The 13,542-nt window shown below is 56.2% G+C and carries 9 protein-coding genes and 1 pseudogene; 7 read left to right on the top strand and 3 right to left on the bottom strand.

Going from position 1 to position 13,542, the window contains the following annotated elements; genetic code table 11:
- Together ACLPGZ_RS18795 and ACLPGZ_RS18790 are read right to left on the bottom strand one after the other, a co-directional pair.
- Positions 1–187 (bottom strand): annotated as a pseudogene (locus tag ACLPGZ_RS18795) (A24 family peptidase); the annotation flags it as partial.
- A gap of 100 nt (positions 188–287) precedes the next feature.
- Positions 288–470 carry a Flp family type IVb pilin gene (locus tag ACLPGZ_RS18790; protein WP_021446907.1) on the bottom strand — a complete coding sequence of 61 codons (183 nt, stop codon included), beginning with the start codon at positions 468–470 and terminating at the stop codon, positions 288–290.
- A gap of 761 nt (positions 471–1,231) precedes the next feature.
- On the opposite strand from ACLPGZ_RS18790, the gene ACLPGZ_RS18785 reads away from it, so the two are divergent.
- The 7 genes from ACLPGZ_RS18785 (at position 1,232) to ACLPGZ_RS18755 (ending at position 12,242) form a co-directional block, all read left to right on the top strand.
- The gene (locus ACLPGZ_RS18785; protein WP_429641828.1) at positions 1,232–2,905 is read left to right on the top strand and encodes a ShlB/FhaC/HecB family hemolysin secretion/activation protein; all 1,674 of its coding nucleotides are present in this window, start codon (positions 1,232–1,234) and stop codon (positions 2,903–2,905) included.
- A 338-nt stretch (positions 2,906–3,243) separates the two neighbouring features.
- Entirely contained in the window at positions 3,244–4,941 is a 1,698-nt protein-coding gene (locus ACLPGZ_RS18780; RefSeq protein ID WP_429641826.1) for a collagen-like triple helix repeat-containing protein, read from the top strand.
- On the top strand, positions 4,938–5,528 hold the full coding sequence (locus ACLPGZ_RS18775) for a MarR family winged helix-turn-helix transcriptional regulator (protein ID WP_226348979.1): 591 nt from the start codon (positions 4,938–4,940) through the stop codon (positions 5,526–5,528). Before ACLPGZ_RS18780 ends, ACLPGZ_RS18775 begins: the two co-directional genes overlap by 4 nt.
- Positions 5,529–5,760: 232 nt before the next feature.
- Positions 5,761–7,710, top strand: coding sequence for a collagen-like triple helix repeat-containing protein (locus ACLPGZ_RS18770; protein ID WP_115633946.1), 1,950 nt, complete (start codon positions 5,761–5,763; stop codon positions 7,708–7,710).
- 103 nt (positions 7,711–7,813) lie between these two features.
- Positions 7,814–8,689, top strand: coding sequence for a hypothetical protein (locus ACLPGZ_RS18765; protein ID WP_060186396.1), 876 nt, complete (start codon positions 7,814–7,816; stop codon positions 8,687–8,689).
- Positions 8,690–8,701: 12 nt separating this feature from the next.
- On the top strand, positions 8,702–9,226 hold the full coding sequence (locus ACLPGZ_RS18760; RefSeq protein ID WP_009459537.1) for a MarR family winged helix-turn-helix transcriptional regulator: 525 nt from the start codon (positions 8,702–8,704) through the stop codon (positions 9,224–9,226).
- A gap of 175 nt (positions 9,227–9,401) precedes the next feature.
- A complete protein-coding gene (locus tag ACLPGZ_RS18755; RefSeq protein WP_115633947.1) occupies positions 9,402–12,242 on the top strand; it encodes a M16 family metallopeptidase in 2,841 nt (946 codons plus the stop codon).
- 115 nt (positions 12,243–12,357) lie between these two features.
- On the opposite strand, the gene dnaJ is transcribed toward ACLPGZ_RS18755, so the two are convergent.
- Entirely contained in the window at positions 12,358–13,491 is a 1,134-nt protein-coding gene (gene dnaJ, locus ACLPGZ_RS18750) for a molecular chaperone DnaJ (RefSeq protein WP_009459542.1), read from the bottom strand.
- Between the last annotated feature and the right edge of the window lie 51 nt (positions 13,492–13,542).

Below are 13,542 nucleotides of genomic sequence, written 5' to 3'. Positions count from 1 at the left end.
AGCCCGCCCCCCATCCCCAGGGAAGGCCATAGGACACACTGACAAAAACCTTGTGCAACAGAACCGCCAAACCATAAAAAACTAATAAGGCATTAGGGATTTTCCGGAGCTTCAGATCGCTATAGATAATCTGAGCAGAAAAGAAAAGCAGAATAAAAATAAAGGAAAGCTTAATTAAAACGGGCATAAGCATCAGCCATTCAAGCTAAAAGATACAGCCAGACCTGAAGTGGCTGATGCACCATCAAAACGTCTTACTTAATCAAAACAAGAGTCCGTAAAAACTATTACGTGACGGACTTTGCACCACTGATCTTGTCAGATATCGTTGTAAAAAGAGCATCCAAATTCGTACCCAGCGCGGTCAAGACACCGATGATCGCCACAGCGATCAGCCCTGCGATCAGGCCGTACTCAATAGCCGTTGCACCGTCTTCATCGTTCCAGAATTGCTGAAGTTGAGTCTTCATGACTGTCCCCATTCAAAAAGAAAAAATTACCCTCAACAGCGAGGATTCAAGGCCCCTTGGGGCACTACACTTTGCCAACTTTGGCAACTTCCACTGCTAACTGTTATCAATTTTTGTATTTTTCAGTTGAAATCATCTTAAACCCATGTATGTATCTGTTTTTACTAGGGTTTACGTGTAACAAACATCAAATACACAAACGAATTCTAGCCCAAAGATACGAAAAACGCATGATTGTGTATTTACAACAGCCAATTTCCCATAGAAAAAGGCCAAAAAACAGCTAATTTGAAACCTTTACTTACCTGTATTGTGTCGAAGTTTGTTAATGTTACTGTTTTTATCATTTCAGAATGCAACAGAAAAACTGACCGGCTACTGCTGCAAGGCGTCTGCAAGCCAGCTTTAATTACTTGAAAGAAAGTAGCTTTTTTTCAATTTATTGCTGTTAGCAAGGGAAAACCCGCGCAGCCCCAACTAAGCATGAATACAGACATACAAGACTGTTTGCTAACGAGCTAAATCAGGGCTATTTTTTTTACGTTTCAAAATGTAATAGTTAAAGTGTTTTAAAGCACTAAGAGGAAATACCCTGCTTTCAAACAGCAAAAAGTGACAGCGAAGTTAAACTACGGCACAGTAGAAAAAAGCGCCCGATTTACAGCGAATAATGATTAATGAATATGAATCCCAAGCATCACTTGTCACTGGCCTTCCTTAGAAAAAAAAATCCCAGCCTGATTGTGAGCTTGGGATTATTTATGGGGCTGGCCGCTACTGGTTCAGAAAGTTGGGCGGACGCCCCCTTGCGGGGGAACCCGGTCGACTCTTTGCCGCCCATTAATGCACCGGCCCCCAGCACGCGTGCGCCATCTCTAAACATTCCGCCCGCTGCCGCCCAGACTCAATTGCAGCAGCAACTACAACTGCAAGTGGTGGTGCGCAGCTTTGATGTCAGCGGCAGTCGCAGCATTCCTTTTGAACAGATCACCGCGATTCTGGAACCGCTGGCCGGTAAAACGCTTAGCATTGCCCAGCTGATCAACGAGGTGAACAAGATCACCGCCCTGTATCAGCAGCAGGGCTACCCCCTGTCTTTTGCCATCTTGCAGCAACAGGACTTTGCACAAGGACACATCAAAGTCACAGTGGTGGAAGGGCATGTAGGCAGTGTTCGTATTGAAGGCGATCCAGGTCGCAGCCAGGCTCGCATCGAGCGTATCGCCAAAGCCATGATGGATGAAAAGCCGCTTACCCAGCGCACGCTGGAGCGCACCATGAATCTGCTGCGCACCGTTCCGGGCCTGAAAATAGATCCCAAGCTGGACATGCCCGTACGTACTGATGGCGCCTCCGAGCTGGTCATCAATGCACAGCACAAATCTTTCAGCGCAAATGCCAGTGTGGCGGAAATGGGCTCCAGCAAACAGGCTCTGGTGCAGTTAAGCGCCAATAGCCTGACGCCTTTGGGCGAAGAGCTGAAGCTGACTGCCGCCATCCCCACCAGCTCTGAGGACGTGAAGTACGTCAGCGGCAACCTGACCATTCCCCTGACCGGTAATGGCTTGAATCTGGAGATTGATGGCTATCACTACCGTTCCAAGCCGCGTGATGAAGTTCTGGAAAGCCAGGGCTGGAACCGCAAGGTCATCAACGAACGTATCGGGGCGGCAATCAGCTATCCCTTTATTTTGAACAATCAACGCAGTCTGAAAGGCACGGCAGGTTTTTATGCCAGTCGCTCCCTGGACGACTACACCCACAAGACGCTGGACAATGTCTGGATCGAGAACACCACCGACGTACGCGCCCTGAAGGCTGAGTTGCGCTATACCGATGCCTCGCAGCGTCAATCTCGCGAGGTTAATCTGGGGGTGTACAAAGGTCTGGATGCCATGGGCGCCCGCAAGTCTCTGAACACCTACTTGCAACGTGACGCCGAGTCCGATCTGGACTTGGACTTCACCCGCTGGACCGCCTCTTTCAAGCAGAATCTGGCCTTGCCAGGGCAATTTGGCATGAGCTTTTCGGCCAGCGGCCAGTACAGCTCGAACGTCCTGCCAAACTCCGAACAGGTTTCTTTTGGTGCCTGGCGACATGGCTATGGCTATCCGCAAGGCGAGCTGGCTGGCGACAAAGGCATAGGCGCCACGCTGGAAATCAATCGACGCTTTACGAACTCCTCCACCTGGCTCAACAACATTCAGCCCTATATTGCCTATGACTGGGCACGCGCCTGGTACAACCTGGAGCGACTGAACAGCTATAACAATCGACGCCTGCGTTCCGCTGCCATTGGTGTACGGCTGTCCAATAACAAACACTATCTGTTTGACATCAACGTCGCCAAACCGCTGGGCGATTTGCCGGTTAACTCCGACAAACGCAAAGTACGCTTGAACACCAACTTTCTGTTCTTCTACGACGGTTTTTAGCAGGCATCCTGCCGGTACCCTTACTGCCGATTTTTCCCCAAGGCCATCGCAAGATGGCCTTTTTTGTTTTCCATTTCGGCAGATTCCGGCCTCAGGTGTTACGAAAAACGTTACGTAACAGGAACGGAACACCCCACAAAAACAGCCCTAAACACGCTCACACCGACCCTGTTTTTTGATGAAATCCTGATCCACAAAAACCAGAAAAACTCACAACACATTGATTAACAACAATAAAAATAAAACACAACAACAAAAACAGAACTTGGCACGCTACTTGCTTCATGTCTATCAACAGCCCTTGAAGGGCGTGCTTACACTTCAAATCGGAGTCAGACATGAAAGCAAGGAATTCAGCAAGAAACGCCTCGGTACACCGCAACTTGCAACGTGCCGTTGTCGCTACATTGGTCATCAGCGCCGCCGTTCTGGCCGGTTGCTCCTCGCGCGGCGGTGTTCGCGACGGCCTGGATGTGTCGGTTCGCCCCCCTGTTGTTGACCCTAACCTGCCCAAGCCCGGTGACGGCGGTACCGGCGGTGGCGACAACGGCGGTGGCAAGGACACTAGCCTGACCCAAAATGCACTGGGCAATCTGGGCCAGGCTGTCGACAACGTAGTGCCTTTGAACCTGAGCAAAACAGGCAATCAACTGGGCAAAACGCTGGATGGTGCGCTCAAACCCGTTACCAATATCGTGACGGATGCCACACGCACCGTCGGTGGTGTGACCGGACTGGGGCAGCCCGTCAACGGCTTGACTACTCAAGTCGGCGGTGTAGTGACCAATCTGGGCGATCAACTGGGCAAAACCGGCCTGCCCCTGAACCTGGGTGAGGGTGCGGGCGGTCTGCTGTCCCACTTGGGTCAAGCCGTGGGTTCGGTCGGCGGCTTGCTGGTCAACGATCCCAAGAATCCCAATCCACTGGGCAACACCTTGCACCACGCCACCAAAGGCATAGAAGTGCTGACCGGCTCCTTGCTGGGAGAAGGCAGCCTGCTGCATCCATTGACAGCGCAGCTAGGCCTGGGGGGTATCTTGCTGGCAGAGGGGGGAGAGCCTGTCCTGCAGCCTGCACTGGGCAATATCGGACAAACCGTAGATAACATTCTGCCACTGGGGCTGAACCCTATTCTGGGTGATGTGGGCGGTGCTTTGGACAACACGGTAGCGCCTGTGGTTGCCACCGTCACCAATGTGACCCAACAAGTGGGTGATGGCCTGGGCGTTGGCCGACCCATCAACGCCTTGCTCGGTGGTGTTGGCAGCGCTTTGGGTAATGTGGGCAGCCAACTGGACAATGCAGCACCTCTGGGGCTGGGCGGTGTGGTAGGCCATTTGGGTCAGGCCGTCGCCTCGGTGGGTGGTGTACTGCACAAGACTGATGCAAATACCAACCCCCTGGGTAATACCTTGAATCACGCCACCCAGGCCGTCGCCTCCCTGACGGGCGGACTGGGCGGTATCACAGGTGGAGAAGGTGGTGGCTTGCTGGCACCCGTTACCGGGCTGTTAGGTGGTGTGGGTGGCGGCGATGGTGCTAGCGGTGGATTGCTGGCCCCTGTCACCAGCTTGGTCGGTGGACTAACTGGTGGCTTGGCTGGCGGCGACGGCGCGAGCGGCGGCTTGCTCTCCCCTGTCACCAATCTGGTCGGTGGATTAACTGGTGGCTTGAGTGGCGGTGACGGCGCGGCCGGCGGCCTGCTCTCTCCCGTCACCAATCTGGTGGGCGGTTTGACTGGTGGCCTGACGGGTGGTGATGCCTCCAACGGTGGCTTGCTGGCTCCTGTCACGGGTCTTGTGGGTGGCATCACAGGCAGTGTTTCGATCGGTGGTGGCGCAGCAGCGGAAGGTCAGGCTGGTGGTGGATTGCTGGCACCCGTTACCGGTTTGGTCGGTGGTCTCGTCGGTGGCCTGACAGGTGGCGTCAACGTACAGGCAAACGCTGGCGCAGCCGGCGGCGAACAAGCCAATGGTGGTTTGCTGTCCCCGGTAACTGGTCTGCTCGGTGGCTTGCTGGGAGGTGGCCGGAAATGATGAATAAAGTCATGAACCCGGTCAGTTTGCCAGTGAGCTTTCATCCTGGCGCCCAAGGCGCCGGGGCTCGCTCCAACTGGTCCTCACACAGCGATGAGCAAAGCATGTTGTCAGAAAAGATGTTGATGGATCTGGGCAAAATGCTGGGCCGTCAGTTCACCATCTACGCAGAAGCCCTGAAAGCCAGCTTGGCCGAAGAAGCGAATATCCCCTTGAATGATTTCAAAGCACTGGAATACATCATGGAATTCGATGCATTGCCTACAGGTCAGTTGGCTCATTTGATGGACTTGAGTGCCAGCGGTGTCAGCGCCCTGATCAACCGTCTGGAACACAGGGGCTACATTACCCGCGGCCGCCACCCCCTGGACAAGCGTGTGATTGCCTTGCATCCGGTAATGGACAAATGCCGTGAAGTCCTGGCTGTGAAGGAACGTGCTATCAACCAGGCGATCAACACGGCAGCGAATCAAAACCCTGCCCAGCTGATTGCCATGTACGACTTTCTGGTCGACAGCATGAGCACCTTCAGGCAAAACACCAAAGCCTGGCTGGATGCCAAGGCCCTGGTGCCACGAGCCTCCTGAGCACCCTGCTCAGCCCCTTCGGAACCGCTGCTTGTCAGCGGTTCTTTTTTTGTTACGTAACACGTTCCGCCCAGCCCCTAAAACCCGTAACAAATAGCCCTCTTTTTTTCCTCTACTTTTCGCCAAACCCAGCTTACATGCGGCCTGCAGGCAAGCCAATAAATTGGCACGTGAATTGCTTAACTAGACTCAGGAAGCAAGCAAGTCCCCCGATCATTTATTGGAGCAAGCAATGCATAAAAATACAGACAGCAAGAAACCAGGCCTGCGCCTGACACTCCTGGCCACCCTGATGGCCAGCACTTTAGCGCTGACTGCCTGCGGCAGTTTATCCGGTGGTGGCAGTAGTGGCAGCGGTGGCGGCGGATCGGAAACCCCCACCAATCCAGGCCCAGGCACTGGTGGCGGCGACAACGGCGGCGGTGACAACGGCGGCGGCGACAACGGCGGTGGTGACAACGGCGGTGGCGATAACGGCGGCGGCGACAACGGTGGTGGTGACAACGGCGGTGGCGATAACGGCGGCGGTGACAACGGCGGTGGCGATAACGGCGGTGGCGATAACGGCGGTGGTGACAACGGCGGTGGTGACAACGGCGGTGGTGACAACGGCGGCAATCCCCCCACGCGTACGCCGGGCCCACTGGAAACCACTCTGAATAATGTAGGTGAAGCCGTCGACAACGTCCTGCCAGTCGGCTTGCAAGATACCGGCGGCAAGCTGGGCAAAACACTGGATACCGTAGTCGCTCCTGTCGTGGACACGGCAACAGGCCTGACTCAACAAATTGGTGGCGCAACCGGCTTGGGCCAACCCATCAATGGTCTGACACAGCAAGTTGGCGGCGTCGTCACCAACTTGGGCGAGCAATTGGGTAACAGCGGCCTGCCCCTGAATCTGGGCCAGGGTGTTGGAGGCTTGCTGAGCGGTCTGGGCAATGCCGTGGGTAGCGCAGGCGGCCTGCTTCACGCTGATGCAAACAATCCTAAGCCGCTGACAGCCGTACTGGGCCATGCAACCAGCGGTGTTGCTGCACTGACAGGCTCCCTGCTGGGTGAAGGCAGTCTGCTGTATCCCCTGACAGGACAATTGGGGCTGGGCGACTTGCTCAATGGTGCTGATGCTGCCCCTATCCTGGAACCTGCCTTGGCAAATGTAGGCCAGACAGTCGACAACATTTTGCCCATTGGCTTGAACCCCATCCTGGGCAATGTCGGCGAGACCCTGGACACCGTAGTCGCTCCTGTTGGTGCAACGGTCACTCATGTCACCCAACAAGTGGGTGACGGTCTGGGTGTTGGTCAGCCTATCAATGCTTTGCTGGGTGGCGTAGGGAGCGCCCTGAGCAATGTGGGCACGCAGATTGATGGCGCAACCCCACTGGGTCTGGGCGACACCGTTAACCACTTGGGTCAGGCTGTTGCCTCGGTCGGTGGCCTCTTGCATAAAACAGATACCAACACGAACCCGCTGGGCAACACCCTGAATCACGCCACACAAGCTGTCGCCTCCTTGACTGGCGGGCTGACAGGTAATGGGGAAGGCGGGCTGCTCTCGCCAGTAACCGGCTTGCTCGGCGGACTGACTGGCGGTTTGGGCGGTGGTGATGCTGGCAACGGTGGCTTGCTGGCCCCTGTGACCGGCCTGCTCGGTGGTTTGACGGGTGGTCTGGGTGGCGGCGACACAGCCAACGGTGGCTTGCTGTCTCCCGTGACGGGCCTGGTCGGTGGTTTGGTAGGCGGCCTGGGCGGCGGTGATGCAGCCAATGGCGGTTTGCTGGCGCCCGTGACGGGCCTGGTCGGTGGTTTGACTGGCGGCCTGGCAGGCGGTGATTCAGCCAATGGCGGTTTGCTGGCACCCGTGACAGGCCTGGTCGGTGGTTTGGTGGGCGGCCTGGGCGGCGGTGATGCGGCCAACGGCGGCCTGCTGGCTCCTGTCACGGGTCTGGTAGGTGGTTTGACTGGCGGCCTGGCAGGCGGTGACGCTGCCAATGGCGGCCTGCTAGCACCTGTGACCGGCCTGGTCGGCGGGCTCCTGGGCGGCGGTGCAACTGTTTCCGTAGATACCAGCGCCTCGGGCAGCGTCAACGCTGGTGGTGGAGCCGCTGCAGGCACCAACAATGGCGGCTTGCTGGCACCGGTAACCGGACTGCTCGGTGGACTGCTGGGCAGCCCTCGCTAAGCACAGGGGATGGGGCGTACACCGCCCTATTCCTTAACCCCAGGATCTTCCTAAGTCCTGCTTGAAATGGCTGAGCAATCCTGATCACCAGATGGAGTAAGTCATGACTACAAAGACACGCTTTGCCTCCAGCAGGATCATTTTGCTCGGCCTGGCAGCTAACCTGGTTTCACTAAGCGCACAGGCTGACATCGTGGGTATCAACAGTCTGCCCCTGCCAGTATCCAGTACATTTGCTACGAGCTTGATGAATGTCGATCCAGCACTCGATAAAGTACCTCTGATGGAGCAGCCCGGCCCCCTCCTATCCCTTTACGAGGTACTTTATTCCGCTGCAGATTTTGAACAGTTTTACCAGACGGCTGTCTATATAAGACGGGAAGTTGACGATCTGGCTCAAGGGCTTGAACTAACGTCGCTTCCCCTGAATGCAGGACAAGCTGCCGGGCCAGTACTCCGCGTCGTTAGTGACACTGTTGGCAACGTTGGTGACCTGGTCAGAAATAATCCGGGCAGCCCTCACCCCATTAGCAGCACGCTTACCGATTTGACAGGCAGCCAAGCCAATGCGACAGGCGCCCTGCGTCAAGGTGAAGTTCAAGCACCTGCCAACAGCCGGCCGCTCAATGGTCTGGCAAGCAACAACCCTGGCAACGCAAATCTCCTCTCCCCCGTCACCAATCTGGTCAATGCTGCGGGCGGGGGCTTGCTCAACACCGACACAAGCAATAACGGCCTGCTTGCTCCGGTCGGCAATCTGCTGGGCGGACTGGCAGGCGGCTTGCCCAATACACCAAACAGCAATAATGGTTTGTTGACGCCTGTCACAGGCTTGCTGGGCAATATCTCGACCAGCCCCGTAAATAAGGCGCAGGCATCACTGCCTGCGGACAGTTCCACAACAACAGCAGCCAATGGCGGTTTGCTGGGCCCCGTCACTGGTCTGCTCAGCGGACTGCTGGGTGGCGCACCACATTAAGGATGTGTGCGTATGCCAGACAAACAGACACTGACCAGGACCTGGATCGACACCGATCCTCCGGATACGGTGCTGTCAGGGCATATGCGAGGCGACATTGTGCGCATGATGGTGCGTCAGTTCGATGTCTATATGGAAGCCAACAAACACGAACTGGCACAAGAAGCGGGCCTGAGCCTGAACGAATACAAGGCAATGGAGTTTGTACTGGAGCTCAAACACTTGTCGCCGGGCAGGCTGGCTCAGCTCCTGCACCTTAGCCCTAGTGGCAACCACGCCCTGATTACCCGGCTGGAGCACGCTGGTTATCTGACTCGCAAGCCACACCCTCGCGATGGACGCATGACTTGCCTCTACCCCAATCAGGAACGATGTAAACGCCTGATCGCCAATATGGAACACGCTGCGCAGCACATTATCAAGGCCACTGCTCAGCACAATCCGGGCCAACTGGCCGCCTTGCACGAGTTTTTGACCGGCAGCATCGGCCATCTCCGTCATGATGCGCTGCACAGACTCAAGCGCAAACCTGACTGAAGATCAGGGACCGGTTTCTTGCTGTTTTGCCCACCAGTACCCCTGGTGGGCTTTTTTTCGATGGTGCAGGACATTTGCGAGAGAAGTCGCCTACCCAGCCAAACGGCCCCATGCTACAAAAGACACTGGTCGGCTTGGCTGGCTTTTTCATCGCTAAAACCGTAAGGATGTGTTCATGAAACTCTCTGTACTGATTGCCGCCCTGCGCCTGCGCCATCTTGCAGGGGCTGCGCTGCTGTCCACTTCGCTGGCAGCCTATGCCCTACCCGCAGGTCTGGCCCAAGGCCCCTCTATCGAAGGCGTCACTCAATACACGCTGGACAATGGCTTGCGCCTTGTTCTGGCCCCAGACGATTCCAAACCTACGACCACCGTCAACATGACCTACCTGGTCGGCTCGCGACACGAGAACTATGGGCAAACCGGCATGGCTCACCTTCTGGAGCATATGCTGTTTCGCGGCACCCCCACCCTGCGCAATGCGCTGGGAGAATTTTCCAAACGTGGCCTGGAAGCCAACGGCACCACCTCCAGCGACCGTACCAATTACTTTGCCAGCTTCGCCGCTGATCCCGAGACCCTGAAATGGTATCTGGACTGGCAAGCCGACGTGATGGTCAACGCTCTGATCGACAAGCAGGATCTGGAAGCGGAAATGCCCGTGGTGCGCAATGAAATGGAAAGCGGTGAAAACAGCCCTTTCCGTGTTCTGATGCAAAAGCTGACAGCCGCTGCGTACCAATGGCATAGCTACGGCAAGACCACGATTGGCGCCCGCTCCGACGTCGAAAACGTGGATATTGAACAACTGCGCAAGTTCTACCACGACTACTATCAGCCCGATAATGCGGTGCTGTTTGTGACCGGGCAGTTCGACACCGATCAGACTCTGGAGCACATTGCCAAGGCCTTTGGCTCCATCCCAAAACCGACTCGCACGCTGCGCCCCGAATACACGGTTGAACCCGTGCAAGACGGTACCCGCACAGTCACCTTGCGCCGTCACGGTGGTGCGCCCTTGATCATGTCGCTGTACCACCTGCCCAGCGCTGCCAGCCCGGAATACATGGACTTGAGCCTGGGCATCAGCGCCTTGGGCGACACCCCCAGCGGACAGTTGTACAAGAATCTGGTCAACAAGAACCTGGCCACCAGCGTATTCAGCTTTGATTCCGAAAGCCACGATCCAGGCTACGCCCTGTTTGGTGCGGAGCTGAAACCTGATATGGATCAGCAAAAGGCCTTGAAGGTCATGAATGACACGCTGGAAGGCCTGGCCAAATCCCCGTTGAAAGATACGGACCTGGAGCGCATCCGCAGCCAGTGGATGACGGGCTGGACACAAACTTATGCCAACCCCTCCAGTCTGGCCAGCGCGTTATCCGAAGCCGCGGCCAGCGGCGACTGGCGTTTGTTTTTCCTGCAGCGCGACCGGGTAGAAGCCGCCAAGCTGCCCCAAGTTCAAAAGGCACTGGAAACCTGGTTAGTCGCCAGCAACCGCAGCAATGGCTTGTACATCCCCACAGAAAAACCGCTGCGCGCTCCTGAAGCCAGCACCGTTGATGTGGCCAAGCTGGTCCAGGACTACACCGGCAAGGATGGCGGCAAAACGGTAGAAGCCTTTGATCCTAGCCCTGCCAACATCATGGCCCGCACCGATCTGCAGCCCTTATCCTTGGGTAAGGATCTGGGCGAAGTGAAAATGGCCCTGCTGCCCAAGGGAACTCGCGCGGAACGCGTGGAGGCTCGCTTGTCCTTCAAGTTTGGTTCACCTGATCAGCTCAAGAACCAGACCGCTACCGCTGCAGCCGTCGCCAGCCTGCTGAGCACCGGTACCAAGAAACTGAACCGCGAACAGATTTCTGATCAGTTCACCGCCATGCAAACCCAGTTCAGCACCAGCGGCTCCAATGGTCGTCTGTACCTGAGCCTGTCCTCCAACCGCGAGAACCTGCCCAAAGCCATTGCTCTGGCGCTGGACGTGCTGCGCAACGCAAACTTCCCCGAGGACGAGCTGAAGAAATATCAGCAAGCCGTGGTCACCGATCTGAAATCGGCCAGCACTGAACCTGCTGCTTTGGCCAGCCAAGCGATTGAACGCTACACCAACCCATGGCCCAAAGACGATATCCGCTACACGCCCAGCTTTGAAGAAGGCATAGAGCGAGTCCAGGCGATTAACATCAAACAGGTGCGGGATTTCCATCAAAAATTCTACGGTACGGGTGATGTCGCCTTTAGTGCCGTGGGTGACTTTGACAAGGACGAGGTTCGCAAGGCGTTGGCCGATGGTTTGAAAGGCTGGCGCAAAGCCCCGACCTACCAGCGTCCGGACGATCCACTGCAGACCGTGGCTCCCAAGGTCTTTGACATCAACACGCCGGACAAGGCAAATGCTTTCTATCTGGCGGACCTGGGCCTGAAACTGCAAGACAGCGATGCGGACTTCCCGGCTGTCTATCTGGCCAACTATTTGCTGGGCCTGTCTGAAACCTCGCGCTTGTGGAACCGTGTGCGCGTAGAGGATGGCTTGTCCTACAACGTACGCAGCCAGGTGGATGCGTCCAGCTATGAACCCAAGGGTTCGTGGACGGTCTATGCCATTCACGCTCCCAGCAATAGCGATAAGTTGAGCAAGACTATCGACGAGGTCCTGGCCCAAACACTGAAAGATGGCTTTAGCGAGCAAGAGGTCAAGGAAGGTGTGAATGCCTTGCTGAACTACCGCCGCTTGTCGCGCAGCCAGGACACCGTGGTCAGCAGTGCGTGGTTGAATTACCTGGACCTGGGCCGCAGCTTTGAATGGTCCGAGAAAATGGACCAGGATCTGCAAAAGCTCAATGCGGAGCAAGTCAATGCGGTTTTGCGCAAATACCTGAAACCCAAGGAAATGGTCGTAGCGATTGCCGCTGACCATGAGCGTCAAAAGCAAGGCGCCTCCGCGCCAGCACCTGAAACCGCAGAACAGGCTCCGGTGACAGCGCCGGCTCCAGAGCCACTGGATGCCCAACCTTGATCAAGCCAGCAACCCCGCTTGCCTGAACGTTGAGCAGGCGTAAAAAAGCCCGGTACAAAAGTACCGGGCTTTTTACTTTCTACTTGGCGACTCCTTGCTGGAGCCCTGCCAGGATTCAGGAGAAGAAACCCTTCACCTTGTCCGTCCAGGATTCGCTTTTTGGCGAGTGCTTGACGCCACCATCGCTCAAGGCCTGTTCAAACTGACGCAGCAATTTCTTTTGCTCTTCGTTCAGACGTACAGGTGTCTCGATTTGAATGTGGCAGTACAAGTCACCGGGGTAGCTGGAACGCAAACCCTTGATACCCTTGCCACGCAAGCGGAAGGTCTTGCCCACTTGGGTGCCTTCAGGGATGGTGATTTCGCCACGCCCTGTCAGGGTAGGCACTTCCACCGTTCCGCCCAAGGCCGCCGTGGTAAAGGGGATGGTCAGTTCGCAATGCAGGTCCTCGCCATCACGCTGGAAAATACCGTGCGGCTTGATGCGGATTTCCACATACAAGTCACCGGCAGGACCACCGTTAACGCCAGGCTCACCATTGCCGCTGGAGCGAATGCGCATGCCATCATCAATACCGGCTGGAATCTTGACCTGCAAAGTCTTGGTCTTCTTGACCTTGCCTTCGCCGTGACACACCACGCAGGGATCAGGAATTTCCTTGCCGCTACCGTGACAGGTCGGGCAGGTTTGCTGCATGCTGAAAATGCCCTGCTGCATACGGACCGCGCCACTACCTTGGCAAGTGCGGCAAGTCTGTGCAGAGGTACCGGGCTTGGCACCCGAACCCGAGCAGGTTTCGCAGTTTTCCCAGCTTGGTACACGAATTTCAGTATCAAAACCGGCTGCTGCCTGCTCCAGGCTGATATCCAGCGAATAGCGCAAGTCCGCGCCACGGTAAACCTGAGGGCCACCGCCACGACGTCCGCCGCCACCACCAAAGATTTCGCCAAATATATCGCCAAAGGCGTCTGCAAATCCGGCCCCGCCCATGCCGCCACCCATACCGCCCATGCCGGCATTGGGATCGACTCCGGCATGACCATAGCGGTCATAGGCTTCGCGTTTCTGTTCGTCGGACAGGATCTCGTACGCTTCCTTGGCTTCCTTGAACTTTTCCTCGGCGTCCTTGCTATCCGGATTACGGTCAGGGTGGAACTTCATGGCCAGCTTGCGATACGCCTTGCGGATTTCATCCTGCGTCGCATTTTTGGCCACACCGAGAATTTCGTATAAATCGCGTTTTGCCATGTTTGATTAACGACGTCCAAACGCCGCTGTTTGAATAATAATGCCCGATCT

The sequence above is a fragment of the Alcaligenes sp. Me129 genome (assembly GCF_050487245.1).
Lineage (GTDB): Bacteria > Pseudomonadota > Gammaproteobacteria > Burkholderiales > Burkholderiaceae_B > Alcaligenes > Alcaligenes phenolicus.
Note: the sequence above shows the minus strand (reverse complement) of the source record. Positions and strands in the feature narration are given on the sequence as shown.

Excerpts from the sequence above, each read along its gene's own strand:
- ACLPGZ_RS18790 (WP_021446907.1), bottom strand. The coding sequence starts at position 470 with ATGAAGACTCAACTTCAGCAATTCTGGAACGATGAAGACGGTGCAACG.
- ACLPGZ_RS18785 (WP_429641828.1), top strand. The coding sequence starts at position 1,232 with ATGGGGCTGGCCGCTACTGGTTCAGAAAGTTGGGCGGACGCCCCCTTG.
- ACLPGZ_RS18780 (WP_429641826.1), top strand. The coding sequence starts at position 3,244 with ATGAAAGCAAGGAATTCAGCAAGAAACGCCTCGGTACACCGCAACTTG.
- ACLPGZ_RS18775 (WP_226348979.1), top strand. The coding sequence starts at position 4,938 with ATGATGAATAAAGTCATGAACCCGGTCAGTTTGCCAGTGAGCTTTCAT.
- ACLPGZ_RS18770 (WP_115633946.1), top strand. The coding sequence starts at position 5,761 with ATGCATAAAAATACAGACAGCAAGAAACCAGGCCTGCGCCTGACACTC.
- ACLPGZ_RS18765 (WP_060186396.1), top strand. The coding sequence starts at position 7,814 with ATGACTACAAAGACACGCTTTGCCTCCAGCAGGATCATTTTGCTCGGC.
- ACLPGZ_RS18760 (WP_009459537.1), top strand. The coding sequence starts at position 8,702 with ATGCCAGACAAACAGACACTGACCAGGACCTGGATCGACACCGATCCT.
- ACLPGZ_RS18755 (WP_115633947.1), top strand. The coding sequence starts at position 9,402 with ATGAAACTCTCTGTACTGATTGCCGCCCTGCGCCTGCGCCATCTTGCA.
- dnaJ (WP_009459542.1), bottom strand. The coding sequence starts at position 13,491 with ATGGCAAAACGCGATTTATACGAAATTCTCGGTGTGGCCAAAAATGCG.